Origin of the sequence: Microbacterium sp. Marseille-Q6965, from assembly GCF_946151065.1 — a bacterium.
In the GTDB taxonomy this organism is placed as follows: domain Bacteria; phylum Actinomycetota; class Actinomycetes; order Actinomycetales; family Microbacteriaceae; genus Microbacterium.
The window spans coordinates 273,291-300,271 of sequence record NZ_CAMGZA010000001.1; the positions used below are offsets into that span (position 1 = coordinate 273,291).

At 70.7% G+C, this 26,981-nt stretch carries 22 protein-coding genes and 2 tRNA genes; 7 read left to right on the forward strand and 17 right to left on the reverse strand.

Features of this window, described 5'->3' with window-relative positions; all coding sequences use genetic code 11:
- Nucleotides 1–62 precede the first annotated feature (62 nt).
- From N8N77_RS01350 to N8N77_RS01360, 3 genes are all read left to right on the forward strand, one after another.
- Entirely contained in the window at nt 63–341 is a 279-nt protein-coding gene (locus N8N77_RS01350; RefSeq protein WP_261164033.1) for a dioxygenase, read from the forward strand.
- A gap of 77 nt (nt 342–418) precedes the next feature.
- Nucleotides 419–1,966: a DUF349 domain-containing protein gene (locus N8N77_RS01355; RefSeq protein ID WP_314732500.1), complete on the forward strand. Its 1,548-nt coding sequence runs from the start codon at nt 419–421 to the stop codon at nt 1,964–1,966.
- 98 nt (nt 1,967–2,064) lie between these two features.
- Nucleotides 2,065–2,619 carry a type IV toxin-antitoxin system AbiEi family antitoxin gene (locus N8N77_RS01360; RefSeq protein ID WP_261164034.1) on the forward strand — a complete coding sequence of 185 codons (555 nt, stop codon included), beginning with the start codon at nt 2,065–2,067 and terminating at the stop codon, nt 2,617–2,619.
- Here the strand turns inward: N8N77_RS01360 and N8N77_RS01365 are convergent.
- The 11 genes from N8N77_RS01365 to ileS form a co-directional block, all read right to left on the reverse strand.
- Nucleotides 2,598–4,847 carry a bifunctional (p)ppGpp synthetase/guanosine-3',5'-bis(diphosphate) 3'-pyrophosphohydrolase gene (locus tag N8N77_RS01365; RefSeq protein ID WP_261164037.1) on the reverse strand — a complete coding sequence of 750 codons (2,250 nt, stop codon included), beginning with the start codon at nt 4,845–4,847 and terminating at the stop codon, nt 2,598–2,600. The genes N8N77_RS01360 and N8N77_RS01365 overlap by 22 nt on opposite strands.
- 55 nt (nt 4,848–4,902) lie before the next feature.
- Complete coding sequence (secF, locus tag N8N77_RS01370) at nt 4,903–5,892, reverse strand: protein translocase subunit SecF (RefSeq protein ID WP_261164039.1); 990 nt, start codon at nt 5,890–5,892, stop codon at nt 4,903–4,905.
- A complete protein-coding gene (gene secD / locus N8N77_RS01375; RefSeq protein WP_261164041.1) occupies nt 5,892–7,607 on the reverse strand; it encodes a protein translocase subunit SecD in 1,716 nt (571 codons plus the stop codon). The genes secF and secD overlap by 1 nt, the downstream gene beginning before the upstream one ends.
- A 19-nt stretch (nt 7,608–7,626) precedes the next feature.
- Complete coding sequence (gene yajC, locus N8N77_RS01380; protein ID WP_261164042.1) at nt 7,627–8,013, reverse strand: preprotein translocase subunit YajC; 387 nt, start codon at nt 8,011–8,013, stop codon at nt 7,627–7,629.
- 92 nt (nt 8,014–8,105) lie between these two features.
- Nucleotides 8,106–9,146 (reverse strand): Holliday junction branch migration DNA helicase RuvB, encoded by a 1,041-nt coding sequence (gene ruvB / locus N8N77_RS01385; RefSeq protein ID WP_261164043.1) that lies wholly within the window; start codon nt 9,144–9,146, stop codon nt 8,106–8,108.
- Nucleotides 9,139–9,756, reverse strand: a complete 618-nt coding sequence (ruvA, locus tag N8N77_RS01390; protein ID WP_261164044.1) for a Holliday junction branch migration protein RuvA — start codon at nt 9,754–9,756, stop codon at nt 9,139–9,141. Before ruvA ends, ruvB begins: the two co-directional genes overlap by 8 nt.
- Nucleotides 9,757–9,818: 62 nt before the next feature.
- Nucleotides 9,819–10,373: a crossover junction endodeoxyribonuclease RuvC gene (gene ruvC / locus N8N77_RS01395; protein WP_261165584.1), complete on the reverse strand. Its 555-nt coding sequence runs from the start codon at nt 10,371–10,373 to the stop codon at nt 9,819–9,821.
- Between the two features lie 97 nt (nt 10,374–10,470).
- On the reverse strand, nt 10,471–10,884 hold the full coding sequence (ndk, locus tag N8N77_RS01400; RefSeq protein WP_261164045.1) for a nucleoside-diphosphate kinase: 414 nt from the start codon (nt 10,882–10,884) through the stop codon (nt 10,471–10,473).
- Between the two features lie 41 nt (nt 10,885–10,925).
- On the reverse strand, nt 10,926–11,306 hold the full coding sequence (locus N8N77_RS01405) for a DUF4233 domain-containing protein (RefSeq protein WP_261164046.1): 381 nt from the start codon (nt 11,304–11,306) through the stop codon (nt 10,926–10,928).
- Nucleotides 11,303–12,655 carry a folylpolyglutamate synthase/dihydrofolate synthase family protein gene (locus N8N77_RS01410; protein ID WP_261164047.1) on the reverse strand — a complete coding sequence of 451 codons (1,353 nt, stop codon included), beginning with the start codon at nt 12,653–12,655 and terminating at the stop codon, nt 11,303–11,305. The genes N8N77_RS01405 and N8N77_RS01410 overlap by 4 nt, the downstream gene beginning before the upstream one ends.
- A complete protein-coding gene (gene ileS / locus N8N77_RS01415) occupies nt 12,652–15,984 on the reverse strand; it encodes an isoleucine--tRNA ligase (RefSeq protein WP_261164049.1) in 3,333 nt (1,110 codons plus the stop codon). The genes N8N77_RS01410 and ileS overlap by 4 nt, the downstream gene beginning before the upstream one ends.
- A gap of 349 nt (nt 15,985–16,333) precedes the next feature.
- Here ileS and valS point away from each other — a divergent pair, with 349 nt between their 5' ends.
- From valS to N8N77_RS01430, 3 genes are all read left to right on the forward strand, one after another.
- Nucleotides 16,334–18,901: a valine--tRNA ligase gene (valS, locus tag N8N77_RS01420; protein WP_261164051.1), complete on the forward strand. Its 2,568-nt coding sequence runs from the start codon at nt 16,334–16,336 to the stop codon at nt 18,899–18,901.
- Nucleotides 18,898–19,134, forward strand: coding sequence for a hypothetical protein (locus tag N8N77_RS01425; RefSeq protein ID WP_396652760.1), 237 nt, complete (start codon nt 18,898–18,900; stop codon nt 19,132–19,134). The genes valS and N8N77_RS01425 overlap by 4 nt, the downstream gene beginning before the upstream one ends.
- 65 nt (nt 19,135–19,199) lie before the next feature.
- A complete protein-coding gene (locus N8N77_RS01430) occupies nt 19,200–21,242 on the forward strand; it encodes a M3 family metallopeptidase (protein ID WP_261164052.1) in 2,043 nt (680 codons plus the stop codon).
- A gap of 45 nt (nt 21,243–21,287) precedes the next feature.
- Here the strand turns inward: N8N77_RS01430 and clpX are convergent, their stop codons facing one another.
- The 3 genes from clpX to N8N77_RS01445 all read right to left on the reverse strand — a co-directional run bounded on the left by clpX (nt 21,288) and on the right by N8N77_RS01445 (nt 23,994).
- Nucleotides 21,288–22,559 (reverse strand): ATP-dependent Clp protease ATP-binding subunit ClpX, encoded by a 1,272-nt coding sequence (clpX, locus tag N8N77_RS01435; protein WP_261164054.1) that lies wholly within the window; start codon nt 22,557–22,559, stop codon nt 21,288–21,290.
- Nucleotides 22,560–22,697: 138 nt separating this feature from the next.
- Nucleotides 22,698–23,363, reverse strand: a complete 666-nt coding sequence (locus tag N8N77_RS01440; RefSeq protein ID WP_261164055.1) for an ATP-dependent Clp protease proteolytic subunit — start codon at nt 23,361–23,363, stop codon at nt 22,698–22,700.
- Between the two features lie 37 nt (nt 23,364–23,400).
- Nucleotides 23,401–23,994: an ATP-dependent Clp protease proteolytic subunit gene (locus tag N8N77_RS01445; RefSeq protein ID WP_261164056.1), complete on the reverse strand. Its 594-nt coding sequence runs from the start codon at nt 23,992–23,994 to the stop codon at nt 23,401–23,403.
- Between the two features lie 213 nt (nt 23,995–24,207).
- Here N8N77_RS01445 and N8N77_RS01450 point away from each other — a divergent pair, with 213 nt between their 5' ends.
- Nucleotides 24,208–25,179, forward strand: a complete 972-nt coding sequence (locus N8N77_RS01450; RefSeq protein ID WP_261164057.1) for a TIGR03557 family F420-dependent LLM class oxidoreductase — start codon at nt 24,208–24,210, stop codon at nt 25,177–25,179.
- Nucleotides 25,180–25,235: 56 nt separating this feature from the next.
- On the opposite strand, the gene tig is transcribed toward N8N77_RS01450, so the two are convergent.
- The 3 genes from tig to N8N77_RS01465 form a co-directional block, all read right to left on the reverse strand.
- Nucleotides 25,236–26,567, reverse strand: a complete 1,332-nt coding sequence (tig, locus tag N8N77_RS01455; protein WP_261164058.1) for a trigger factor — start codon at nt 26,565–26,567, stop codon at nt 25,236–25,238.
- A gap of 68 nt (nt 26,568–26,635) precedes the next feature.
- Nucleotides 26,636–26,709, reverse strand: a tRNA-Pro gene (locus tag N8N77_RS01460).
- Nucleotides 26,710–26,835: 126 nt separating this feature from the next.
- Nucleotides 26,836–26,909, reverse strand: a tRNA-Gly gene (locus N8N77_RS01465).
- Between the last annotated feature and the right edge of the window lie 72 nt (nt 26,910–26,981).

The following is a 26,981-nucleotide window of genomic DNA, read 5'->3' on the forward strand; positions in this document are numbered from 1 at the left end:
GCGCGGCGACCGACGGCGGCTGCTGCAGGGTGGGCCGCCGCCTCTCGCGTAGGCTCTTCGATGTGGCAGTGAAGACGAAGTCGCTCACGCGCGAGGAACGCGAGCGCGCCAGGGTCTATGAGGCGCGCAGGGCCCTGCGCGACGCGCAGCTGCGCCGCCGCAAGCGCGACAACGTGGTCGTCTCGATCGTCGCCGGACTCGTCATGCTGGCGGCGGTGGGCGCGCAGGCGCTGTACTACGCGAGCGGTCCCGGCGCGCCCCAGCCCGAAGCGCCAGAAACGCCCGCCTCCGACACCCCCGCGGTCGAGCCGACCCCGCCGGCCGTCACACCCGCATCCTGACCATCTGCGTCGATCCGTTCATCCCTTAGGCTGGGCGGCGTCCCTCCCTTCCCGCGGTCAGCCGCCAAGGAGTCTCCGTGAGCACGTCCGATCACACCCCCGAGTCCGCACCCGTCGACGCCGGGATCCCGGCCGACGACGCCCCCGTCACGGCCGCCGCCGACGACGCCGTCGCGCCGGCCCCGTCCGAGCCCGGCCCCGAGCGCAGCGACGCGCCCGAGGAGGCGTCCTCCGAGCAGCCCGCCGACGAGACGGAGCCGGCCGCCCCGGCGACGGAGTCCGCGCCGGCCACCCCCGCACCGTCGCCGGCGCCGCGCCCGACGCCGCGTCCCGTGCCCTCGCCCGCCGCGCTCGCGCGGCCGAAGGCGCCCGCCGCCCCGGCCCCCGTCGTCGCCCGCAAGGACTACAGCGAGTGGGGCCGGATCGAAGACAACGGCGCCGTCTCCGTGCGCGAGGGCGACGAGTGGCGCGTCGTCGGCGAGTACCCCGACGGCACCCCCGACGAGGCCCTGCAGTACTTCGGCCGCAAGTTCGACGACCTCGAGGTGCGCGTCGTCACGCTCGAGCAGCGGCACGCGCGCGGCGGCGCCTCGGCCTCGGACCTGCGCAAGCAGGCTGCCGCGCTGAAGGACGAGGTCGTCGGCGCCGCCGCCGTCGGCGACCTGCTCGGCCTGGCCGCGCGCCTGGACGCGCTCACCTCCGAGCTCGCCGCGGCCAGCGAAGAGGAGGCGGCCGCCAACCGCGCGGCGGTGGAGGCCGCGGTCGCCGAGCGCACGGGCATCGTCGAGCGTGTCGAGGCGCTGGCGGCGCGCGATCCGAAGACGGTCCAGTGGAAGCAGGCCTCGTCGGAGCTGGACGCTCTCTTTGCCGCGTGGCAGCAGCACCAGAAGACGGGGCCGCGGCTTCCGAAGGCGACGGCCCAGGCACTGTGGAAGCGGTTCCGCGACGCGCGGGCGACCTTCGAGCGGCACCGCAGGGCGTTCTTCGCCGAGCTCGACGAGGCGCACAAGGAGGCCCGCGACCGCAAGACGCGCATCGTCGAGCGGGCCGAGGAGCTCGCCTCCCGCGGCGAGGAGGGCATTCCCGCCTACCGCGCGCTGCTCGACGAGTGGAAGGCTGCCGGCCGCGCCGGCCGCAAGATCGACGACGCCCTTTGGGCACGGTTCAAGGCCGCCGGCGACGTGTTGTACGGCGCGCGCGCCGAGCGTGATCAGGCGGAGCAGGCCGAGTCGGCGCCGCGCATCGCCGCTCGCGAGGAGCTGCTCGTCGAGGCGCAGGGCGTCGCCGCCGAGAAGGACCTCGTCGCCGCCCGTCGGATGCTCACCGACATCCAGCGCCGGTGGGATGAGGTCGGCCGTATCTTCCCGCGCGAGGCGGAGCGTGCCCTCGACGACCGGCTGCGCCGCATCGAGCAGGACCTCAAGGCCCGCGAGGACGTCGACTGGAAGAAGAACAACCCGGAGACGAAGGCGCGTGCCAACGACATGGCGCAGCAGCTGCAGGACTCGATCTCCAAGCTCGAGGCGGAACTCGCGGCCGCCGAGGCGGCGGGCGACAAGCGCGCGGCCGCGGAGGCGCGCGAGGCCCTCGACGTGCGACGCGCCTGGCTCAACGCCATCGGCTGAGCCTTCGCGCCGCGCGAACGGCCGGTTCCCCTCGTGGGGCCGGCCGTTCGTCATCCACAGGGCTTCCCCCGCCTCGCACCGCGCGCGACACTCGGGGCATGCGGATCTACTTCGCGACCGCCGGCGCGCTCTCGGCCGCCGAGCTGCGCGCCGCGGCACTCGATGGGGACCTCGTGCCGCTCGGCTCCGGCTGGGTGCCCGCCGACGCGATACAGACCCCCGCGCTGCGAGCGGCCTCGCTCGCTCCCCTCCTTCGCCCCGGACTCGCCGCCGTGGGTCTCACCGCCGCCTGGATTCACGGCGCGCTGGCCACGCTGCCTCAGCCGTGCCAGGCGCAGCGGGCGACCGCCGGCGGCGGCCGCCGCGTCGGATCGGGCCGGCTACGCATCCGCGACGCGCTGCTGCCCGTCGAGGAGCAGCAGGAGGTCGGCGGCGTTCGTGTGAGCACGCCGGCGCGCACGCTCGTCGACCTCACGGGCGACGAGATCGTCGGCGGCGGCGCCGTCGCCGCGCGCGCCGAGGCGCTCAGCCGGCTCGCGGGGAACCGGACCATCCTGGCCGACGCCGCCGCGCTCGCGCAGCGCCGCGCCCGCATGCCGCGGCGGCCCGAGATCCTGAGGAGACTGCGCGCTCAGGAGGAGGTGACGCGGTAGACGTCGTACACGCCGTCGATGCGCCGCACCGCGCTGAGCACGCGGTCGAGGTGCACCGAATCGCCCATCTCGAACACGTAGCGGCTGATCGCGAGGCGTTCCTTCGTCGTCGAGACGTTGGCCGAGAGGATGTTGACGTGATGCTCGCTGAGCACGCGCGTGATGTCGGAGAGCAGGCCCGAGCGGTCGAGCGCCTCCACCTGGATCTGCACGAGGAACACGCTCTTCGTCGTGGCGCCCCACGACACGTCGATCAGTCGTGCGGGGTCCTCCTTCAGCGACTTCACGTTCGTGCAGTCGGCGCGGTGCACCGAGACCCCGGAGCCGCGCGTGATGAAGCCCACGATCTCGTCTCCGGGCACCGGCGTGCAGCACTTGGCGAGCTTGACGAGGATGTCGTCGGCCCCGCGCACGAGCACGCCGGACTCGCCGCCGCGCGAGCGGCGCTGGGTCGGCGGGGGCGGCAGCTCGATCGGGCCGGTGGCCGGCTCGCTCGTCTCGAGCAGCCCCTGCACCTTCTCGAGCACCGATTGGCTCGAGACGTGACCCTCGCCCACCGCGGCGTAGAGAGCCGAGACGTCGTCGTAGTGCAGCTCGTGGGCGACGTCCCCGAGCGAGTCCTTCAGCTGCTGCAACGGCAGGTGGTGCCGGCGCATGGCGCGCAGCAGCGATTCCTTGCCCTGCTCGATCGCCTCCTCGCGGCGCTCCTTCGTGAACCAGCCTCGGATCTTGTTGCGCGCGCGGGTGCTCTTGACGAACGTCAGCCAGTCCTGGCTGGGTCCCGCGTCGGGGTTCTTGGAGGTGAGCACCTCGACGGCGTCGCCGGAGCGCAGCTGCGACTCGAGCGGCACGAGGCGTCCGTTCACCTTGGCGCCCATGGTGCGGTGACCGATCTCGGTGTGCACCGCGTAGGCGAAGTCCACGGGAGTGGCTCCCGCGGGCAGGCCGATCACCCGCCCCTTCGGGGTGAAGACGTATACCTCCTTGGCGCCGATCTCGAAGCGCAGCGAGTCGAGGAACTCGCCGGGATCCTTCGTCTCCGCCTGCCAGTCCGAGATGCGCGCGAGCCACGCCATGTCCTGGCTCGAGGCGCGCTCGTCCTGCTTGCCGCCGGTGGCGGACATCCGCTCCTTGTACTTCCAGTGCGCCGCGACGCCGAACTCGGCCTGCTGATGCATCTCCTGCGTGCGGATCTGGATCTCGACGGTGCGACCGCCCGGACCGATCACCGTCGTGTGCAGCGAGCGGTACAGGTTGAACTTGGGCGTCGCGATGTAGTCCTTGAAGCGCCCGGGCACCGGCGTCCAGCGCGCGTGGATGGCGCCCAGCACCGCGTAGCAGTCGCGGACGCTGCCCACGATCACGCGGATGCCGATGAGGTCGTAGATGTCGTCGAAGTCGCGGCCCCGCACCACCATCTTCTGGTACACGGAATACAGCTGCTTGGGCCGGCCCGACACCGTGCCCTTCACACGCAGCGCTTGCAGATCGCGCCCCACGTCGTCGATGACATGCTGCACGTACTGCTCGCGCTGCGGTGTGCGCTGCTTCACGAGGCTGTCGATCTCGTTGTAGATCTTCGGGTGCAGCACGGCGAACGAGAGGTCCTCGAGCTCGGACTTGATCGCCTGGATTCCGAGGCGGTGCGCGAGCGGTGCGTAGATCTCGAGGGTCTCGGTCGCCTTCTTCTTCGCCTTCTCGGGCGGCACGAAGCCCCAGGTGCGGGCATTGTGCAGGCGGTCGGCGAGCTTGATGACGAGCACGCGGATGTCCTTCGACATCGCGACGATCATCTTCCGGACCGTCTCCGCCTGCGCGCTCTCGCCGTACTTGACCTTGTCGAGCTTGGTCACGCCGTCGACGAGCAGGGCGACCTCGTCACCGAACTCGGCACGCAGCTCGTCGAGGGGGTAGCCGGTGTCCTCGACGGTGTCGTGCAGCAGCGCCGCCGCGATCGCGCGCGGCCCGAGACCGAGGTCGGCGAGGATCTGCGACACCGCGAGCGGGTGGGTGATGTAGGGCTCGCCGCTCTGGCGCTTCTGTCCGCGGTGCTTCTCCTCGGCGACCCGGTACGCGCGTTCGATGATGGCGAGGTCGCCGCGCGGGTGGTTCGCCTTGACGGTGTTGATCAGCTTCGCCAGGTCGGCCTGGCGAGGCGCTCGCGAGAAGATGCGCGGCACCAGACGTCGCAGCGACGACGTCGACGCCGGCTGCACGGTGTCGACCATCGCTCGCCTCCCCCAGCCCGCGGACTCGTTCATCCTACGCCCGCGGGCGAGGGGCTCAGGCGACTCGGGCGGCACGCTCGCGTGCGTCACGGACCCGCGCGTCGCGCTGTCGGATCGCCGGCTCGCGCTCGCGCATGAGGGAGTACAGCGGCGCGGCGACGAACAGCGTCGAGTAGGTCGCGACGATGATGCCCACGAAGATCGACAGCGAGATGTCCGAGAGCGTGTCGGCCCCCAGCCAGAGCGCCCCGATGAACAGGATCGCGGCCACGGGCAGCGCGGCGACGATCGAGGTGTTGATCGAGCGGACGAGCGTCTGGTTCACCGCGAGGTTCACGGACTCCCCGAAGGTCCGGTCCGAGATCTCCCCGTCATCGCGCGTGTTCTCGCGGATCTTGTCGAACACCACCGTCGTGTCGTACAGCGAGTACGCGAGGATCGTGAGGAAGCCGATGACGGCGGCCGGCGAGATCTCGAATCCCGCAAGGGCGTAGATGCCGATCGTCACGATGAGCACGTCGATGACGCCGACGATCGCCGCGACCGACATCTTCCACGTGCGGAAGTAGATGGCGAGGATGAGGAAGGTCAGCGCCAGGAAGATCCCCAGGCCCCACAGCGACTGCCGGGTGACATCGGCGCCCCACGTCGGGCCGATGAACGATGACGTGACCTCCTCGGCCGAGACGCCGTAGGCCTCGGCCAGCGCGTCGGTGAGCTGGCGGGTCTGGTCATCGTCCAGCTGCGAGGTCTGCACCCGGATGTCCTGGCCGCCGATCGTCGTCACCTTCGCGGCCGACTCGGGCACCACCTCTTCGACGACGTCCGAGGCGATGAGCTGATCGGTCGTCTCCGGTCCCGAGATGGTGAACTGCGAGCCACCGGTGAACTCGATCGAGGGCGAGATGCCCCGCACGAACGGCACGAGGGCCGACAGCAGCACGAGCGCCACCGCGATGACGAACCAGAGGTTGCGCCGCCCGACGAACGGGAACGAGGTCTTGCCGGTGTAGAGGTCGTTGCCGAGCTCGTTGAATGAGCGCATCAGGCGTCTCCCTCCCCCGTCTTGCCGGGTCTCTCGGCGGCCGCGAGCTCCGCGGCCCGCTTGCGCTCGGCGATGGTCTGGCGTCGCTCTGCCTCGCCCATGGAGCGTCGGGCGCGCGCGACGGGCGCGACGGAGCGCTTGAACTCCGCGCGGCCGCGGTACACGGCGCCGAGCGCCACGGGGTCGAGGCCCGAGAGGCGGTGCCCGCCGCCGAAGAAGCGCGTGCGGGCGATCAGCTGCATCACGGGGTGCGTGAAGATCACGAAGATCAGCACGTCCAGCGCCGTGGTCACGCCGAGCGTGAAGGCAAAGCCCTTCACCGTCGCGTCGGCGAGGATGTACAGCACCACCGCCGCGAGGACGTTGATCGACTTCGAGATGTAGATCGTCCGCTTGGCGCGATCCCAGCCGTCCTCCACCGCCGACGTGATCGACTTGCCGTCACGCAGCTCGTCCCGGATGCGCTCGAAGTACACGATGAAGGAGTCGGCCGTGAAGCCGATCGTCACGATGAGGCCCGCCACGCCGGCGAGCGACAGGCGGTAACCGAGGCGCCACGACAGCAGGCACAGCAGGATGTACGTGAGGACGGCCATCACGGCGAGCGACGCGATGATCACGGACCCCAGGGCGCGATACGACAGCAGCGAGTAGATCGCCACCAGCGCGAGGCCGATGAGGCCGGCGATGAGACCGATCTGCAGCTGCTGCTCACCGAGCGTGGCCGAGATCGTGTCGGAGCTGACGACGGTGAAGCTGAGCGGCAGCGCACCGAACTTGAGCTGGTCGGCCAGCTGCGTGGCGCTCTCCTGGTTGAACGATCCCGAGATGCTCGGGCGACCGTCCATGATCACGCCGTTCATCTGCGGCGCGGAGATGACGATGTCATCGAGGACGAAGGCGAACATGCTGCGCGGGTCGGACGCGTTCTGCTGACCGATCGCATACAGGCGCTGGCTGACCTCGCCGAACACGCGCGTGCCCTCGTCGTCGAGGTCGAGCTGAACCGCCCACTGACCGTTGGTCTGGTCGACGGTCGCGGCCGCGTCGTCGATGGAATCACCCGTGATCTCCACCGGCCCCAGCACGTACTTGGACCCGGCGTCGTCGCAGGCGATGACCGGCTCATCGGCCGGGGCCGAGGCGGGGTCGACATCGGGGTTCGCGCAGTCGAAGGCGAGGTAGCGCGCCCAGAGGTACTCCGACACCCAGTTCGGGTCCGACCCGTCGGTCGGCTCGATCGACGGCGTGGCAGGCAGGGCCGTGTCCGGTGCGGGGTACGGCGTCTCCTCGCCGTCCTCGCCCACGAACGTCGTCGCCGCGCTGCCGGCGTAGATCACCGAGCGCAGCTCGAGCTGGGCGCTGCGCTCGATGCGCTCGCGCGTCGCGTCGTCGACGCGCCCGGGCACCTGCACGACGATGTTCCGCGCGCCCTGCGTCGTCACCTCCGCCTCGGCGACACCCGACGCATCGACACGCTGACGGATGATCGAGACCGCCTGCTGCATCTGCTCGCCGGAGGGATCGGCCCCCTCGGTCTGCGCCTCGAGCACGATCTGCGTGCCGCCCTGCAGATCGAGGGCGAGCTCGGGCAGCCAGGAGGACTGCTTGAACACGTACACGCCGAGCGCGTTGGCGCCCGCGAGCACGGCTGTCAGGACGAGGAGTCCCGTGAGCGCGCGCCACGCACGGCGCACGGGGGTCGGTGTCGCCATGTCTCCGCTTCCGGGGCGCTTACTTGGTGTCGTCGTCGCCGCGGGGCTTCTCGATCCGCTCGCCGTTGAGCGTGTAGCCCTCGTCCTCGGCCGCGTCGTCGGCCACGTCGGTCGCCGCCGGCTCGGTCGTCTCCGTCTCGGGCACGAGATCCACGGCCTGCGCGTGCACCTCGGCGATGACGCCGGGGGCGATCTCGACCTTCGCGGGCTGCGTGAGGTCCTCCGCGTCGAACGCGACGAGCGTGCCGAACAGACCGGAGCGGGTCATCACGCGTGCACCCGGGACCATCTGCGTGCGGCGCTGCTCCTCCAGCTCCTGGCGCTTCTTCGCGTTCCGCCGCGAGCTGACGAACATGAACACGACCATCACGGCCAGGACGACAAGGAGGATCAGATTCATATCCATGCGGGTGCAGCGACCTTTCGGGTGAACGCCCGCCGGCGGCGGCGATGGCGTGAGAGAGACGCCGAATCGGGGCCGGCGCAAGTCTTCAGCGATTATAGGTCATCGAGGGGAAGCGCCCCCGACACGTCGAGGGCGTGCGGCACGCCGAGGTGGGCATACGCCTCGGGCGTCGCCACGCGCCCGCGCGGTGTGCGCCCCATGAACCCGATGCGGACGAGGTACGGCTCCACGACGCTTTCGACCGTGTCGGCCTCCTCGCCCACCGCGACCGCCAGCGTGCTCAGCCCGACCGGTCCGCCGCGAAAGCGGCGCACGAGCGCGTCGAGCACCGCCCGGTCGAGGCGGTCGAGGCCGAGCGCGTCGACGTCGTACAGCTCGAGCGCGGCCCGCACGTCGGCCAGTTCCGGGGCGGCGCCGTGCGCGTGCACGAGCGCATAGTCCCGCACGCGACGAAGCAGACGGTTGGCGATGCGGGGCGTGCCGCGAGACCGCCGGGCGATCTCGGCCAACTGCGCCGGACCGAGCCGCACGCCGAGCATGGCCGCCGAGCGCTCCACGACCCGTTCCAGCTCCTCGGGCTCGTAGTACTCCAGGTGAGCCGTGAACCCGAAGCGGTCGCGCAACGGGTTGGGCAGCAGCCCCGAGCGCGTCGTCGCACCCACGAGGGTGAAGGGTGCCAGGTCAAGGGGAATGCTCGTCGCGCCGGCGCCCTTGCCGACCATGATGTCGATCCGGAAGTCCTCCATCGCGAGATAGAGCATCTCCTCCGCCGAGCGCGCCATCCGATGGATCTCATCGATGAACAGCACCTCGCCCGGCGTGAGGCTGGACAGTAGCGCGGCGAGGTCCCCGGCGTGCTGAATCGCGGGGCCGCTCGACATCCGCAACGGCCGAGCGCTCTCGTGCGCCACGATCATCGCGAGGGTCGTCTTCCCGAGGCCGGGAGGACCGGCGAGCAGGATGTGATCGGCGGGCCGGTCCTGCATCCTGGCCGCATCGAGCAGCAGCTGCAGCTGACCGCGCACCTTGTGCTGCCCGACGAAGTCGGCGAGGCTTCCCGGGCGCAGCGCGCCCTCGATCGCGAGCTCGCCCTCGTCCTGCGGCTGCGGCGATGCGACGTCGCGCTCAGACACGGGCGCCGCCGTTCGCCGGACCCAGTGCCGCCAGGGTGAGGCGCAGCAGCGCCTGTACGGAGGCGCGGTCCGACTCCGACGCGCCCTCGGCCGCGGCCGCGACGGCCTCTCCGGCCACCCGCTCCGGCCAGCCGAGCCCGGCGACCGCCTGCGTCACCCGGCCCAGGACGTCGTCGGGCACCCCCGCCGGCGCGGTCGCGGGCGTGGTGGGCGGCGAGAGCTTGCCCTGCAGCTGCACCGCGATGAGCTTGGCGGTCTTGGGGCCGATTCCCGTGACCTTGCGGAAGGGGCGGTCGTCCTCCGCCTGCACCGCCTCGGCGATGCGATCGATGCTCATGGCGCCCAGCACGCCGAGCGCGGACTTCGGCCCGACGCCACTGACGCCCAGCAGCGTGCCGAACACGTCGAGCTCCGCTCGCGTGGCGAAGCCGAACAGCGAAAGGGCGTCCTCGCGCACGATCAGGTGCGTGTGCAGCGCGAGCTCCTCCCCCACCCTCGCGCCGCGCGCGACCACGGGCACGACCGCCACGGAGAAGCCGACGCCGCCGACGTCGAGCACCACGGAGTCGAGGCCGGCGTGCAGGACGTCGCCGCGAAGGAACGAGATCATGCCTCCACCCTACGTATCCGTTCGCACATCCGTTCGAGACACGCGGCGGCCGCCGCGCGTGATCAGCGGCGCGCGGCGGGGCGTCGCGATCGCCGCTCGGCCTCGGCCCAGGCGCGCTGGGCCGGCGTGAGCGCACCCTCGTCGGCGGAGGCGGGGCTGCCGCGCCACGCGTGGCAGAGCGCCAGGGCGAGCGCGTCCGCGGCGTCGGCCGGCTTCGGCAGCTCCTCAAGCCGCAGCACGCGTGCCACCATGTGCTGCACCTGTGCCTTGTCGGCGGACCCGTAGCCGGTGATGGCGGCCTTCACCTCGCTGGGCGTGTGCGTGGCGGCGGGGATTCCGTGCTCGGCGGCGAGCATGAGCGCCACGCCCGACGCCTGAGCCGTGCCCATCACCGTCTGGAGATTGTGCTGAGCGAAGACGCGCTCGACCGCGAGAACCTCCGGGCGGTGTGCCGCCAAGGCGGTCCGAATGCCGTCCGCGATCGTCGCGAGACGCTCGGCGACCGGGGCATCCGGCGCCGAGCGGATCACGCCCACGTGGACCAGGGTGGCCGAGCGGTCGGGCGCGACGTCGACGATCCCCACGCCGCAGCGCGTCAGGCCGGGGTCGATGCCCATGATGCGCCGCGTGCTCACCCTGCAACGCTAAGCGCCCCCGCCCGAGCGCCGAAGAGGCGCGCGGGCGGGGGCGTCGACGGGGCGGATGCCGCGCCCGTCAGAACCAGATCTCGAGCTCGCGCGCGGCCGACTCCGGCGAGTCCGACCCGTGCACCAGGTTCTGCTGCACGACCACGCCCCAGTCGCGGCCGTAGTCGCCGCGGATCGTGCCGGGTGCGGCGGTCGTCGGGTCGGTTGCGCCGGCGAGCGAGCGGAAGCCCTCGATGACGCGGTTGCCGGCGACGCGGATCGCGACGACCGGCCCCGACATCATGAACTCCAGGAGCGGCTCGTAGAACGGCTTGCCCTCGTGCTCGGCGTAGTGCTTCGCGAGCAGCTCGCGGCTGGGCTCGACGAGCTTGATGTCGACGAGGGAGTATCCCTTCGCCTCGATGCGCGCCAGGATCGCGCCCGTCAGGCCGCGCGCCACGCCGTCGGGCTTGACGAGGACGAGGGTCTCTTCGGTGGCCATGGATGGTCCCTTCGTGTGTTGCGGTTCTCGAGTCGGCGATCTCAGTCGGCGGCTCCGGCGCGCTGCGCGCTCACGCGGCGCTCGATGCGCGCCCCACCGATCGTCGCATACGCCCACATGCCGCCGAAGATGAGCGCGATGAGCAGGATCGCCGGGACGAGCAGTGCCCCCAGGGCGACGACGACCTGCAGCGCCCACCCGATCGCGAAGCCCGCGTTCCAGCGCAGCAGGCCCGACGCGACGAAGAGGAGCACCGCCACGACGGATCCGGCGACGATCCCCCACCACGACGGCATCCCCTCGGGCACCGCCTTCAGCCCGTGCACGGTGAGGCCGCCGAGGAAGACGACGATCGCCTCGAAGACGAGGACGACCTGACCCAGCTTCTCGGGGAGCGTGCGGTACCGGCGCGTGCGGCTCATGCGCTCCACCCCGACTTCCAGTCCTCGCTCTCCGCGAGCACGACGGCCTCACCGGCCAGAACCACGGAGCCCGCGATGACGACGCCGCGCTTCGGTGCCGACGCGGCCCACTCGCGCGCCGCGTCGGCGGCGTCGGACAGGCCCGGATGGACGGTCACCCGCAGTCCCGCCGCCTCGGCGAGATCCGCGATGTCGTCGGGTGAGGCGGCGCGCTCGGAAACCGGGCTCGTCGCGAACACGTGCGCGGCGACCGGCGCGAGCTGCGCGACGATGCCCGGCGCATCCTTGTCCGCGAGCACGCCGAGCACGACGCCCCACTCCTCGAAATCGAACGACTCACGCAGTGCGAGCGCGAGGGAGGCCGCGCCGTGCGGATTGTGGGCGGCATCGACGACCACCGACGGGTCGATGCCGACCAGCTGCAGCCGCCCCGGCGATGTCGCCTCCTGCAGGCCCTCCGTGAGGACCTCGTCGGTGATCGCGTGCGACGCATCCCCGATCAGCGACTCGACAGCCGCGATCGCGAGCGCCGCGTTCTGGCCCTGGTGCCGCCCGTACAGCGGCAGATACTGCTCCGCGTACTCGCCGGCCAGGCCCCGCACCGTGATGAGCTGCCCGCCCACCGCGAGCTTCTGGTCGCCGAGCGCGAAGTCACGCCCCTCGAACGCCACGGTCGCGTCCTGCGCCCCCGCCACCCGACGCAGCACGGCCTCGGCCGCGGGCGTCTGTCGGGCCGAGACCACGCGAGCGCCGGGCTTGATGATCCCCGCCTTCACCTCGGCGATCTTCTCGATCGTGTCGCCGAGCCGATCAGCGTGGTCGAGGTCGATGGGCGTGAAGACCGCGACGTCGCCGTCCGCCGTGTTGGTGGAATCCCAGGATCCACCCATGCCCACCTCCAGCACGAGCACATCGACGGGCGCATCCGCGCACGCGACGAAGGCCAGCACCGTGAGCAGCTCGAAGAAGGTCAACGGCTCCTCGCCGGCCGCCGCCAGCTCGGCGTCGACGAGGCCGACGAAGGGTTCGATCTCGTCCCACGCGTCGGCGACCGCGGCGTCGGAGATCGGCTCGCCGTCGATCTGAATCCGCTCCGTGAAGCGCTCCAGGTGCGGGCTCGTGAACAGGCCGGTGCGCAGGCCGTGCGCCCGCACGAGGCTCTCGATGATCCGTGCCGTCGAGGTCTTGCCGTTCGTCCCGGTGATGTGCACGACCCGATAGGTCCGCTGCGGGTCATCGAGCAGCTCGAGCACGCGGCCCGTGCGCTCCTTGCGCGGCTGCACCCAACGCTCGCCCGCGCGGGCGAGCAGCGCCTCGTAGACGGCGTCGGCGCGTTCCCGGTCGTTCATCGCTCTCCGATCTCGGCGGCGACGACCGCGCGGGTCACCGCAACCTGGAAGTCCCCGGCGTTGGCGTAGGTGCCGGACGGCACCGTGGTCACGTGCTCGGCCTCGCCGTCGAACGCCCCGTCGCGCACCTCGGCCGCGACGGCGAGCGTCTCGCCGGCGACATCCGCCGCGTCGAACGCCTGCCGCACCGCGGCGGCATCCTCGGCGGACGAGAAGGCGAGCTCGAGGCGGATGCGGTCGCTGACATCGAAGCCCGCCGTCTTGCGCGTGTCCTGCACGGCGCGGATGACGTCGCGCGCGAGCCCCTCGGCCGCCAGGTCGGGCGTGACGACGGTGTCGAGCAGCACGAAGCCGCCGCCGGGCAGCAGCGCCAGAGCCTCGCCCTCGGGCCGCCCCGTCGTCTCGAGCACGAGTTCGTACTCGCCCTCGACCAGCGGGATGCCGCCGGCGGTGACGACGCCGTCGCGTTCGGACCAGTCGCCGCTCTTGGCTGCCGCGATCACCTGCTGCACCTGCTTGCCCAGACGCGGGCCGGCCGCGCGGGCATTGACGGTGAGGCGATGAGAGATGCCGTAGGCCGCCGCGGTGTCCGCGCCGAGCTCGACGAGCGAGACGCTCTTGACGTTCAGCTCGTCGCGGAGGATGTCCTCGAACTGGGCCAGGCCGTCGGCCCGCTCGGCCACGACCGTGAGCTGCGCGAGCGGCAGGCGCACCCGCAGGCCCTCTCGCTTGCGCAGCGCGTTCGCCACGCTCGACACCTCGCGCACGGCGTCCATGGCGCGGCGGATGTCCTCGGCGGGCGCGAACTCGCCCGCATCGGGCCACTCGGTCAGGTGCACGCTGCGCCCCCCGGTGAGGCCCTGCCACACCCGCTCGGCGACGAGCGGGATGAGCGGCGCCGCCACCCGGCACAGCGTCTCGAGCACCGTGAAGAGCGTGTCGAACGCCTCCGTGCTCTTCGGGTCGTCCGTCACGCCCGTCCAGAACCGGTCGCGCGACCGGCGGATGTACCAGTTCGTGAGCACCTCGGCGAAATCGCGCAGACGCCCCGACGCGGTGGTGGAGTCCAGGCGCTCGAGATCGTCGGCCACCTCGCGGACGAGGTCGCCGAGCAGCGCCAGGATGTGCCGGTCCAGCACGTCGGTCGAGTCGGTACGGCGCGTCGCCTCGTAGCCCGCCGCGTTCGCGTACGTCGAGAAGAAGTACCACGAGTTCCACAGCGGCAGCAGGAACTCCCGCACCCCCGCGCGGATCCCCTCCTCCGTGACGATGAGGTTGCCGCCGCGCAGCACGCTCGACGACATGAGGAACCAACGCATGGCGTCGGAGCCGTCGCGGTCGAACACCTCGGACACATCCGGGTAGTTGCGCAACGACTTCGACATCTTCTGCCCGTCGTTGCCCAGCACGATGCCGTGGCACGAGACGCCCGTGAACGCCGGGCGGTCGAACAGCGCGGTCGACAGCACGTGCATCACGTAGAACCACCCGCGGGTTTGACCGATGTACTCGACGATGAAGTCGGCCGGCGCGTGGGTGTCGAACCAGTCCTTGTTCTCGAACGGGTAGTGCACCTGCGCGAAGGGCATCGATCCGGAGTCGAACCACACGTCGAAGACGTCCTCGATCCGGCGCATCGTGCTCCGCCCCGTCGGATCGTCGGGGTTGGGGCGGGTCAGCTCGTCGATGTACGGGCGGTGCAGGTCGACCTCGCCCTTCTCGTTGCGCGGCAACGTGCCGAAGTCGCGCTCCAGCTCCTCGAGCGAGCCGTACACGTCGACGCGCGGGTGGTTCGGGTCGTCCGACTTCCACACGGGGATCGGCGAGCCCCAGAACCGGTTGCGGCTGATCGACCAGTCGCGCGCCCCCTCGAGCCACTTGCCGAACTGGCCGTGCTTGACGTTCTCGGGCGCCCATGTGATCTGCTCGTTGTTCGCGAGCAGGCGATCCTTGATGTCGGTCACGCGCACGAACCAGCTCGAGACCGCCTTGTAGATGAGGGGGTTCCGGCAGCGCCAGCAGTGCGGGTAGCTGTGCTCGTAGGACTGCAGGCGCAGCAGGCGCCCCTCGCTGCGCAGCTTGCGGACGATGTCCCGGTTCGCGTCGAGCCACAGCTGGCCGGCGAAGTCGGGCACGAACGACAGGAACCGGCCGTCGTCGCCGAGCGAGACGATCGTCGGGATGCCTGCGGCGTCGTTCAGACGCTTGTCGTCCTCACCGTACGCGGGCGCCTGGTGCACGAGGCCCGTGCCGTCCGAGGTCGTCACGTAGTCGTCGACGAGGATCTGCCAGGCGTTCTGCATGCCCCACTTCTCCACGTCGGCGAAGTAGTCGAACAGCGGCGCGAAGCGCACCCCGCCCAGCTCGGCACCGGAGACCCGGAGGCGGATCGCGGCCCGGGCGTCGTCCGCCGACTCGTAGCCGAGGTCCTTCGCGTACCCGCCCAGCAGCTCCTCCGCGAGCAGGAACTCGGCCCCCTCGGCCCCCTCCTTGGCGCCGTGCGGGCCGACGGGCACGACGGCGTAGGAGATGGCGGGCCCGACCGCGAGCGACGCGTTCGTCGGCAGGGTCCAGGGCGTCGTCGTCCAGGCCAGGGCCCGCACGCCGTCGAGGCCCATCGCCTCGGCCTTCTCGCCGGTCAGCGGGAACGACACCGTCACGGACGGGTCCTGCCGCATCTGATAGACGTCGTCGTCCATGCGCAGTTCGTGGTTCGACAGCGGCGTCTGGTCGCGCCAGCAGTAAGGCAGAACGCGGTAGCCCTCGTAGGCGAGGCCGCGGTCGTGCAGCGTCTTGAAGGCCCACAGCACGCTCTCCATGAACGTGGGGTTGAGCGTCTTGTAGCCGTTCTCGAAGTCGACCCAGCGGGCCTGGCGGGTGACGTACGCCTCCCACTCGTCCATGTAACGCAGCACCGACTCGCGGGCCTTGCCGTTGAACGCCGCGATGCCCATGTCGACGATCTCGCTCTTCTCGGTGATCCCGAGCTGCTTCATCGCCTCGAGCTCGGCGGGAAGACCGTGGGTGTCCCAGCCGAAGACGCGGTCCACCTTCTTGCCGCGCATGGTCTGGAAGCGCGGGAAGAGGTCCTTCGCGTAGCCGGTGAGGAGGTGGCCGTAGTGCGGCAGGCCGTTGGCGAACGGCGGGCCGTCGTAGAACACCCACTCGTCCGCGCCCTCGCGCGCCTCGATCGACGCGCGGAAGGTGTCGTCGGCGGCCCAGAAGTCGAGGATCTCCCGCTCGATATCGGGCAAGCGCGGGCTCGCCACGACGCTCGACGGGGCGGCGGCGTCGGCCGCGGGTCCGAACGGGGACTTCGGGTAGGTCATCTCACTCCAGCAGTTCCATGGGGACTGCGAGGACGACCCGTGCTCTCCAGCGCCGGCCGCGGTACCACCCCGCGTTGCGCCGCCCGCCGCTGCGGACGCCGCCACTCTCACTGCGGCTGTGACGGGCCTGCCCCGCGCGGTTCTACTGAGGGCCGAGACCCCGTTCTTCCGCGAGCTCCCCGGTGATGGCCGGATCGATGCTTTGCGACGATTCTACGCTGTTCGGCCCACCTGCCGCATCGCGCGCACCCGTCGCGGGATGCCTCTCACGCCGGGCCGGTAGACTCGGCGCACAACCCCACACTCAGGCACGCACACACCGTGCCGCACATAGCGAGGAGATCTTCGTATGGCCGCCCTTCCCGACAAGCCCGCTCTCGAGGGTCTCGAAGCGAAGTGGGGTGAGCGCTGGGAGCAGGACGGCACGTTCCTGTTCGACCGCGACGCCGCCCGCGCCTCCGGCCGCGCCGGCGTCTACTCCGTCGACACTCCCCCGCCGACGGCGTCGGGATCGCTGCACATCGGCCACGTGTTCTCCTACACGCACACCGACGTCAAGACGCGCTTCGAGCGCATGCGCGGCAAGACCGTGTTCTACCCGATGGGGTGGGATGACAACGGACTCCCGACCGAGCGCCGCGTGCAGAACTACTACGGCGTGCGCTGCGATCCCTCCCTGCCGTACGATCCCCACTTCACCCCGCCGTTCCAGGGCAACGCCAAGAGCGTGAAGCCGGCCGACCAGGTGCCGATCAGCCGCCGCAACTTCATCGAGCTGTGCGAGGCGCTCACCGTCGAGGACGAGAAGACGTTCGAGTCGCTGTGGCGCGAGCTGGGCCTCTCGGTCGACTGGACCCAGACGTATCGCACGATCTCGGACGAGACGATCCGGACGAGTCAGCTCGCGTTCCTGCGCAACTACGAGCGCGGCGAGGCGTACCAGGACCTCGCGCCCACTCTGTGGGACGTCGACTTCCGCTCCGCCATCGCCCAGGCCGAGCTCGAGGACCGCGACCAGCCCGCGAACTACCATCGCCTCGCCTTCCACCGCGTGGACGGGTCGGGCGACATCCACATCGAGACGACGCGTCCGGAGCTGCTGGCCGCGTGCGTCGCCCTCGTCGCGCACCCCGACGACGAGCGCTATCAGCCGTACTTCGGCACGACGGTGACCACCCCCGTGTTCGGTGTGGAGGTGCCGGTGCTCGCGCATCCGCTCGCACAGCCCGACAAGGGCTCGGGCATCGCCATGATCTGCACCTTCGGCGACATGACCGACATCGTCTGGTGGCGGGAGCTGAACCTGCCCAACCGCACGATCATCGGGCGCGACGGCCGCGTCGTGGCGGAGGCTCCCGAGGCGATCGTCTCGGAGGCCGGCCGCGCCGCGTTCGCCGAGCTCGCCGGCAAGACCGTCTTCAGCGCACGCAAGCGCGTGGTCGAGCTCCTGCAGGAGTCCGGCGAGCTCCTTGAGGTCGGCAAGAGCTTCCAGCACCCCGTGAAGTTCTACGAGAAGGGCGACCGCCCGCTCGAGATCGTCTCGACGCGTCAGTGGTACATCCGCAACGGCGCGCGCTCCGAGCAGCTCCGCGCGCGCCTGCTGGAGCTCGGCCGGCAGATCGACTGGCACCCGGAGTTCATGCGCGTGCGCTACGAGAACTGGGTCAACGGGCTCACCGGCGACTGGCTCGTCTCGCGCCAGCGCTACTTCGGCGTGCCGATCCCCGTCTGGTACGCCCTCGACGACAACGGCGAACGGGACTACGCGCGGGTGCTCGTGCCCGACGCGGCGAGCCTCCCCGTCGACCCGACCAGCGACGTCCCCCCGGGTTACACGGAGGACCAGCGCGGCGCGCCCGGAGGCTTCGAGGCCGAGACCGACATCCTCGACACGTGGGCGACGTCGTCCCTGACGCCGCAGCTGGCCGGCGGCTGGCAGCGCGACGCCGAGCTGTGGGACCTCGTGGCGCCGTTCGATGTGCGGCCGCAGGGCCAGGACATCATCCGCACGTGGCTGTTCTCGACGCTGCTGCGCAGCGCGCTGGAGGACGACCGCGCCCCCTGGACGAACGCGTCCATCTCGGGGTTCATCGTCGACCCGGACCGCAAGAAGATGTCGAAGTCGAAGGGCAACGTCGTCACGCCCGCCGACATCCTCGCCCAGCACGGCTCGGACGCCGTCCGCTACTGGGCGGCCTCGAGCCGCCTGGGCGCCGATGCCGCCTTCGATCCGCAGAACCCGACGCAGATCAAGATCGGCCGGCGCCTCGCGATCAAGGTGCTCAACGCCGCGAAGTTCGTGCTCGGCTTCGACGCGCCGGAGGGCGCGCGGGTGACCGAGCCGCTCGACCTGTCGATGCTCGCGGCGCTGGACGATGTCGTGACACAGGCCACGAAGGCGCTCGAAGACTTCGACCACGCGCGCGCCCTCGAGGTGACCGAGGCGTTCTTCTGGACGTTCTGCGACGACTACCTCGAGCTCGTCAAGGAGCGGGCGTACACGGGCGGCGACGCGGGCGCCTCGGCGGCGGTGGCGCTGCGCACCGCCCTGTCGATCGTGCTGCGCCTGCTCGCCCCGGTGATCTCCTTCGCCACCGAGGAGGTGTGGTCCTGGTTCCAGGAGGGGTCGGTGCACCGCGCGCCGTGGCCCGTCCCGACCGGCCTCGGCGGCGACCCCGCCGTGCTGGCCGCCGCCAGCGAGGCGCTCATCGGCATCCGTCGCGCCAAGACCGAGGCCAAGGCCTCGCAGAAGACCCCCGTCGCCGCCGCGGTGGTCGCGGCTCCCGCGGAGCGGATCGAGCTGCTGCGGGCGGCCGAGGCCGACCTGCGAGCCGTCGGCCGAATCGCGCAGCTGGAGTTCGCCGACGGCGAGCAGCTCGCCGTCACCCGGATCGACCTGGCCCCCGAGGAGGCATGATGCAGCTGGGAACGCGCTGGCCCGCGGGCGACGAGCCGCCGGCGTCCGTACCGAAGGAGCTTCGCGAGGAGATCGCGCGGGTGGAGGCGACGCTGCCGCCCGGCCAGCCCGCGCCCTCGTGGACCCTCACCTGGCTGGAGGGCCGCCCCATCGCCGAGCTGGACACCGGCTTCGAGGTGCGCCTCGACGAGGACGGCCGCGCGGTGGCCGGCCGCTTCGATCCGATGGAATGAGCGTCCGTGCGCCCGGTCTCGGCCGGGCGCACGGACGCCGCCACGGGTCGCCGTAGGCTGACGGGGTGACTGATCTGGACCTGAACCCCCTGCTGGCGCCGTCGCCGCTGCCGTACGGCGTGCCGGACTACGCCGCGATCCGCCCCGAGCACTACCTGCCCGCGTTCGAGCGCGCGTTCGCGGAGCACCGCGCCGAGGTCGCCGCGATCACCGCGCTGACCGACGAGCCGACCTTCGAGAACACGATCGAGGCGCTCGAGCGCTCCGGGCGGCTGCTGGACCGCGTGAGCCGCGCGTTCTACACCGTCAACTCGGCGCATGCCACGCCCGAGATCCAGGCGATCGGCGAGACGCTCGCGCCGATGCGCGCGGCACACGAGGACGCCATCCAGCTCGACGCGGCGCTCTTCGGCCGCATCGCGTCGCTGCACGAGCGCCTCGACGATCTCGGCCTCGACGCCGAGCAGCGCTACCTCGTGGCGCGCCGCTATCGCGAGATGCAGCACGCCGGCGCCGGCCTGGATGAGGCGGCGAAGGAGCGCCTCACCGAGCTCAACACGCGGCTTTCCACGCTCACCACCCAGTTCGAGAAGAACCTGCTCGCCGACACCAACGACCTCGCGCTCGTGGTCGACGACGCCGCAGCGCTCGACGGCCTCACCCCCGGCGAGATCTCGGCCGCACGCCAAGCGGCGAGCGAACGCGGCATCGACGGCTACCTCGTCTCCCTCACGCTGTACACCGGGCACCCGTATCTCGCGTCGCTGACCGACCGCGACGTGCGCGCCCGCCTCATGAACGCCTCGCGCGCCCGCGCCTCGCGCGGCAACGAGAACGACAACTCCGAGGTGCTCCTCGAGATCGTGCGCCTGCGCGCGGAGCGAGCGCGTCTGCTCGGCTACGCCAGTCACGCCGAGTACATCACCTCGGACCAGACGGCCGGCTCCCCGGCCGCCGTGGAGGAGCGGCTGCGCCGCCTCGCCGGCCCCGCGGCGCGCAACGCGAAGCGCGAGAAGGAGGCGCTCGAGCGCATCGCCGGCACGACGATCGAGGCGCACGACTGGGCGTTCTACACCGAGAAGGTGCGCCAGGCGGAGTACGACCTCGATACGGCCGCGCTGCGCCCGTGGTTCGAGGCCGAGCGGGTGCTGCAGCAGGGCGTCTTCCATGCCGCCCACCTGCTGTACGGCCTCACGTTCCGCGAGCGGGCGGACATCCCGTCGTACCACCCCGGTGTGCGCACGTTCGAGGTCTTCAACGAGGACGGCTCGCGACTGGGCCTGTACCTGCTCGACCTGTACACCCGCGACACCAAGCGCGGCGGCGCTTGGATGAACTCGATCGTCGTGCAGTCGCGGCTGCTCGGCGACGAGCACCCGGTGGTCGTGAACAACCTCAACGTGCCGCAGCCGGCCGCGGGCTCCCCCACGCTGCTCACGCTCGACGAGGTGAACACGCTCTTCCACGAGTTCGGTCACGCGCTGCACGGGCTGTTCGCGACCGTGACGTACCCGCACTTCGGCGGCACGCAGGTGTACCGCGACTTCGTCGAGTTCCCCAGCCAGGTGAACGAGATGTGGATCCTGTGGCCCGAGATCGTGCGCAACTACGCGGTGCACGTGGAGACGGGCGAGCCGCTGCCGGCCGACGTGATCGAGCGACTGCAGGCGTCCGGCGCGTTCAACGAGGGCTTCGCGACGAGCGAGTACCTCGCCGCCGCGTGGCTCGACCAGGCCTGGCACACGCTCACGGTCGAGCAGGCGGCTCAGGTGCGCGACGTCGCGGCGTTCGAGGCGGCGGCCCTCGCCGACATCGGCCTGGACGACCCCGCGGTCCCGACGCGCTACTCGTCCACCTACTTCCAGCACGTGTTCGCCGGGGGCTACAGCGCCGGCTACTACTCGTACATCTGGAGCGAGGTGCTCGACGCCGACACCGTCGAGTGGTTCCACGAGAACGGCGGGCTCACGCGCGCCAACGGCGACCGTTTCCGACAGCGGCTGCTCGGGGTGGGTGGCTCGAAGGACCCGCTCGAGGCGTACCGCGACTTCCGTGGTCGCGACGCCGACATCGAGCCGCTGCTCACGCGGCGCGGACTGACCGCCTGAGACACGAGAAAGGCCCCGGATCCGCGGATCCGGGGCCTTCCTGTGTCACGCCGTCTTCTTGCGCTGCCGCAGCACCCTGGTCGGTTCGGCGCCCTCCGTCACGGCGGCGCGCGTGACGACCACCTTGTCGACGTCCTCGTCGGACGGGATGTCGAACATGATCGGGCCCAGCACGTCCTCGAGGATGGCCCGCAGGCCGCGGGCCCCCGTCTTGCGCGTGACGGCGAGATCGGCGATCGCCCGCAGCGCGTCCTCCTCGAACTCGAGCTCCACCCCGTCCAGCGCGAACATGTGCTGGTACTGCTTCACGAGCGCGTTGCGCGGTGCGGTCAGGATCTCCATGAGAGCCTCCTGATCCAGCGGGTTCACGGAGGCGATCACGGGCAGGCGGCCGATGAACTCGGGGATCAGCCCGAACTTGTGCAGATCCTCGGGGAGCACCTCGCTGAAGAGCGAGTCCTGCTGGCTCTTGTCGTGCAGCGGGGCACCGAAGCCGACCCCGTGCTTGCCGACGCGGGAGGAGATGATGTCCTCGAGGCCCGCGAACGCGCCCGCCACGATGAACAACACGTTCGTGGTGTCGATCTGGATGAACTCCTGGTGCGGGTGCTTACGCCCGCCCTGCGGCGGCACCGACGCCACCGTGCCCTCCAGGATCTTCAGCAGGGCCTGCTGCACGCCCTCGCCCGAGACATCCCTCGTGATCGAGGGGTTCTCGGCCTTGCGCGCGATCTTGTCGACCTCATCGATGTAGATGATGCCGGTCTCGGCGCGCTTGACGTCGTAGTCGGCGGCCTGGAGCAGCTTGAGCAGGATGTTCTCGACGTCCTCGCCCACGTAGCCGGCCTCGGTGAGGGCGGTTGCGTCGGCGACGGCGAAGGGCACGTTGAGACGCTTCGCCAGCGTCTGCGCGAGGTAGGTCTTCCCGCAGCCCGTGGGGCCGAGCATCAGGATGTTGCTCTTGGCGACCTCGACGTCCTCCGCCTTCTGCTCAGCGGGACGCAGCTCGCTGCGCGCGCGGACGCGCTTGTAGTGGTTGTAGACGGCGACGGACAGGGCGCGCTTGGCGTCCTCCTGCCCGATGACGTACTCCTCGAGGAAGTGGAAGATCTCGCGCGGCTTAGGCAGATCGAACTCGGCGGCTTCGCCGTCGGAGGACGACTCGGCCATCCGTTCCTCGATGATCTCGTTGCACAGCTCGACGCACTCGTCGCAGATGTACACGCCCGGCCCCGCGATCAGCTGCTGGACCTGCTTCTGGCTCTTGCCACAGAAGGAGCACTTGAACAGGTCGGCGCTCTCACCGATGCGAGCCATGGGTCCTCCTGTGCTGATCCTGTCGGGTCATTTCCCGAGCCTAGCCGCTGCCGCCGACACCGGCGCGTCGCCACGCGTTCCCGCGGTATCCGGTCGATAACGAAGGCCCCGGCGTCTCCGCCGGGGCCTTCGGGTCCGTCACTTCGAGATCGGACCGCGCTTACGCGTGGTGAGCACCTGGTCCACGAGGCCGTACTCGACGGCCTCCTGGGCGCCCAGGATCTTGTCGCGGTCGATGTCCTTGTTCACCTGCTCGACCGAGCGGTTGGAGTGCTTCGACAGCGTCTCCTCGAGCCAGGTGCGCATCCGCAGGATCTCGGCCGCCTGGATCTCGATGTCCGATGCCTGGCCGTGGCCGGCCTCGCCGACGGCCGGCTGGTGGATCAGCACACGGGCGTTCGGCAGCGCGAGGCGCTTACCGGGCGCACCCGCCGCCAGGAGCACGGCGGCCGCGGAGGCCGCCTGGCCCAGCACGACCGTCTGGATCTGGGGCGAGATGTACTGCATCGTGTCGTAGATCGCCGTCATGGCCGTGAACGAGCCACCGGGCGAGTTGATGTACATGATGATGTCGCGGTCGGGGTCCTGGCTCTCCAGCACGAGCAGCTGCGCCATGACATCGTCGGCCGACGCGTCGTCAACCTGCACGCCGAGGAAGATGACGCGGTCCTCGAAGAGCTTGTTGTACGGGTCCTGGCGCTTGTAGCCGTAGGCCGTGCGCTCCTCGAACTGCGGCAGGATGTAGCGGCTTCCGGGCAGCTGCAGGCCCTGGGGCGAGGTGGCGCCGGTGTAGGGGGTGTGCATTCTCGATACGTCCTTCTCTGTGCTCGGATTCCGGCGCTCAGTTCGCGGCGCGGTCGGTGCCACCGGCGCCGGTCACGTCGACGGCGTGCTCGCGGATGTGATCGACGAAGCCGTACTCCAGGGCCTCCTCGGCCGAGAACCAGCGGTCCCGGTCACCGTCCTCGTTGATCTGCTCGACCGACTTGCCGGTCTGCGCGGCGGTGATCTCGGCGAGGCGGCGCTTCATGTCGAGGATCAGCTGCGCCTGGGTCTGGATGTCGCTCGCCGTGCCGCCGAATCCGCCGTGCGGCTGGTGCAGCAGCACCCGGGCGTTGGGCGTGATGTAGCGCTTGCCCTTCGTGCCGCTGGTCAGCAGCAGCTGTCCCATCGACGCCGCCATGCCGATGCCGACCGTCACGATGTCGTTCGGCACGAACTGCATCGTGTCGTAGATCGCCATGCCGGCCGTGATCGACCCGCCGGGCGAGTTGATGTAGAGATAGATGTCCTTGTTCGGGTCCTCGGCGGCGAGCAGGAGGATCTTCGCGCAGATCTCGTTCGCGTTCTCGTCGCGCACCTCCGAGCCAAGCCAGATGATGCGGTCCTTCAGCAGCCGGTCGAAGACACTCTGTGCCATCAGCGGTTCGGGCATTCTCACTCCATTCGATGGTGCGTCGATACGACACTACCGGCGGCCCATCGCGCGCCCGGCCGTGTTCGCCGTGGGCATAGGCGCGTGTCCGACCACCGCCGTCTAGCACGCGGGGCGGCCGCGTTCCAACCCCCGAGCGCATCGCGCGCGGGCGTCCTAGCGTGGGCAGCGGCGGCCGCCGCGCCGCGGCCGCATCGACAGAGAGAGGTGACCATGACGCGATTCGGATACACCCTGATGACCGAGCAGAGCGGACCGAAGGAGCTCGTCGGCTACGCCGTCGACGCGGAGCGGGCGGGCTTCGACTTCGAGGTCATGAGCGATCACTACTCCCCGTGGCTCGCTTCGCAGGGGCACGCCCCCTACGCCTGGTCGGTGCTGGGCGCCGTGGCCCACGCGACCGAGCGCGTCGGGTTGGCCACGTACGTGACGTGCCCGACCATGCGTTACCACCCGGCCGTCGTGGCGCAGAAGGCCGCGACGATCCAGCTGCTCTCCGACGGGCGGTTCACGCTGGGCCTGGGCGCGGGCGAGAACCTCAACGAGCACGTCGTGGGCGAGCGCTGGCCCGGCGTGGACGAGCGCCACGACATGCTCGAGGAGGCGGCGCTCATCATCCGGGAGCTGCTCACCGGAGATCTCGTCACGGTGGAGGGCGAGCACTTCCGCGTCGACTCGGCGCGGATCTGGGACGCCCCCGAGGGCGGGGTGCCGATCGGCATCGCCGTGTCCGGCGAGAAGTCGCTCGAGCGATTCGCCCCGATCGGCGACCACCTCATCACCACCGAGCCCGAGGCGGCCCTCGTGGACGGCTGGAAGGCCCGCACCGAGGCCGACGAGCCGCGCGCCATCGGGCAGGTGCCGATCTGCTGGGCGCCGGATGCCGACGAGGCGGTCGCGCTGGCCCACGACCAGTTCCGCTGGTTCGCCGGCGGGTGGAGCGTGAACTCGGATCTGCCCACGCCCGCCGGGTTCACCCAGGCGTCGCAGTACGTGCGCCCCGAGGACGTCGCGTCGTCGATCGCGTGCGGGCCCGACCTGGACGCCCTCGCCGAGAGCGTGCGTCCCTTCCTCGACGCGGGGTTCACCGACATCGCCCTCGTGCAGGTGGGCGATCGGCACCAGCAGCGCTTCCTGGACGAGGTGGCCGAGCCGCTGCTCGAGAAGCTGCGCGCGCTCGGCTGAGGGCGGGTACGACGAAGGGGCGGGCGCCACGCGCCCGCCCCTTCGTGTGAGGCTGCTTACTCGGCCTTCTCGGCGTCCGAGGCGTCGTCCTCGTCCTCGGCCGCCTGGTCCTCGACGAGCGCGAAGTCCGAGACGTCGACCGGCTGGCCGTTGGTGTCGACGACCTCCACCTTGCCGAGGAGGATCGACAGCGCCTTGTTGCGCGCGACGTCGCCCATGAGCGCGGGCAGCTGGCCGCCCTGCTGGATGGCCTGGATGAAGTCCTGCGGCGCCATGCCGTACTGGCCGGCCGACTGGATCAGGTACTGCGTGAACTCGTCCTGCGAGACCTGCACGTCGAGCTGCTCGGCGTAGGCGTCGAGCAGCATCTGGGTGCGGAACTGCTTCTCGCTGGCCTCGGCCACCTCGGCCCGGTGCTCGTCGTCCTCCAGACGGTTCTCGGCCTCGAGGTGGCGGTGCACCTCGTCCTCGACGAGCTGGGCGGGAACGGGGATCTCGACCTTCTCGAGAAGCGTCTCGATGAGCTTGTCGCGGGCGGCGGACGCCTGCGCGAACGCACCGCGCGACGTCGTCTGCTCGGCGAGGCTCTCGCGCAGCTCCGCGATCGTGTCGAACTCGCTTGCCATCTGCGCGAAGTCGTCGTCGGCCTCGGGAAGCTCGCGCTCCTTGACGGCCTTGACCGTCACCGAGACCTCGGCCTGCTCGCCCGCGTGGTCGCCGCCCACGAGCGTCGAGGTGAAGGTCGTGGCCTCGCCGGCGGTGAGCGACTCGATCGCCTCGTCGATGCCCTCGAGCAGCTGGCCCGAGCCGAGCTCGTACGACACGCCCTCGGCGCGGTCGATCTCGTTGCCGTCGATCGTGGCGACGAGGTCGAGCTCGACGAAGTCGCCGTTCGTGGCGGGGCGGTCGACCGTGACGAGCGTGCCGAAGCGGGCGCGCAGGTCGTTCAGGGCCTCGTCGATCTTGGCCTCGTCGACCTCGATCGCGTCGACCTCGACCTTCAGGCCCTCGATGGCGGGCGCCTCGAACTCCGGGCGCACGTCGGTCTCGATGTCGACGACCAGATCGCCCGAGAAGTCCTTCTCGTTGGGCCACTCGACGATCTCGGCACTCGGACGGCCGAGGACCTTCAGGTCGTTCTCGGCGACCGCCTGACGGTAGAAGCCGTCCAGGCCCTCGTTGGCGGCGTGCTCCAGCACGGCGACGCGACCGATGCGCTGGTCGATGATCGGCGCCGGCACCTTGCCCTTGCGGAAGCCGGGGATCTGCACGTCCTGCGCGATGTGCTCGTAGGCGTGCTGGATGCTCGGCTTGAGCTCCTCGGGGCTGACCGTGATGTGCAGCTTCACCCGGGTGGGGCTGAGCTTCTCGACGGTGCTGTTGACCATGCTGGTTGCTTCTCCTCGTGACGGACCCGCACGTGATCCGCACGGGGTTCAGGTCTTCGGGCCGTTCGTCGGGGCGACAGGATTTGAACCTGCGACTTCCCGCTCCCAAAGCGGGCGCTCTACCAAGCTGAGCTACGCCCCGGGGCTTCCCACCGGAGCGGGAGTGCGAAACGGCCCCAACGAGTCTAGCCGACGTCCCGCCCGGTCACCTGACGGCCGTTTCGCGGGCGCGCCACGACGGAGCGCCCGCGGGAACAGAACAAGCATGTGGAGGGGATGACGGGAATCGAACCCGCACCACCAGTTTGGAAGACTGGGGCTCTACCATTGAGCTACATCCCCGCAGCTGCCGGGCAGCGGGTTCGAGTCTAGCCGACGCGCGAGCGGCCTCCGAATCGCTCCCCTTCGCGTCCC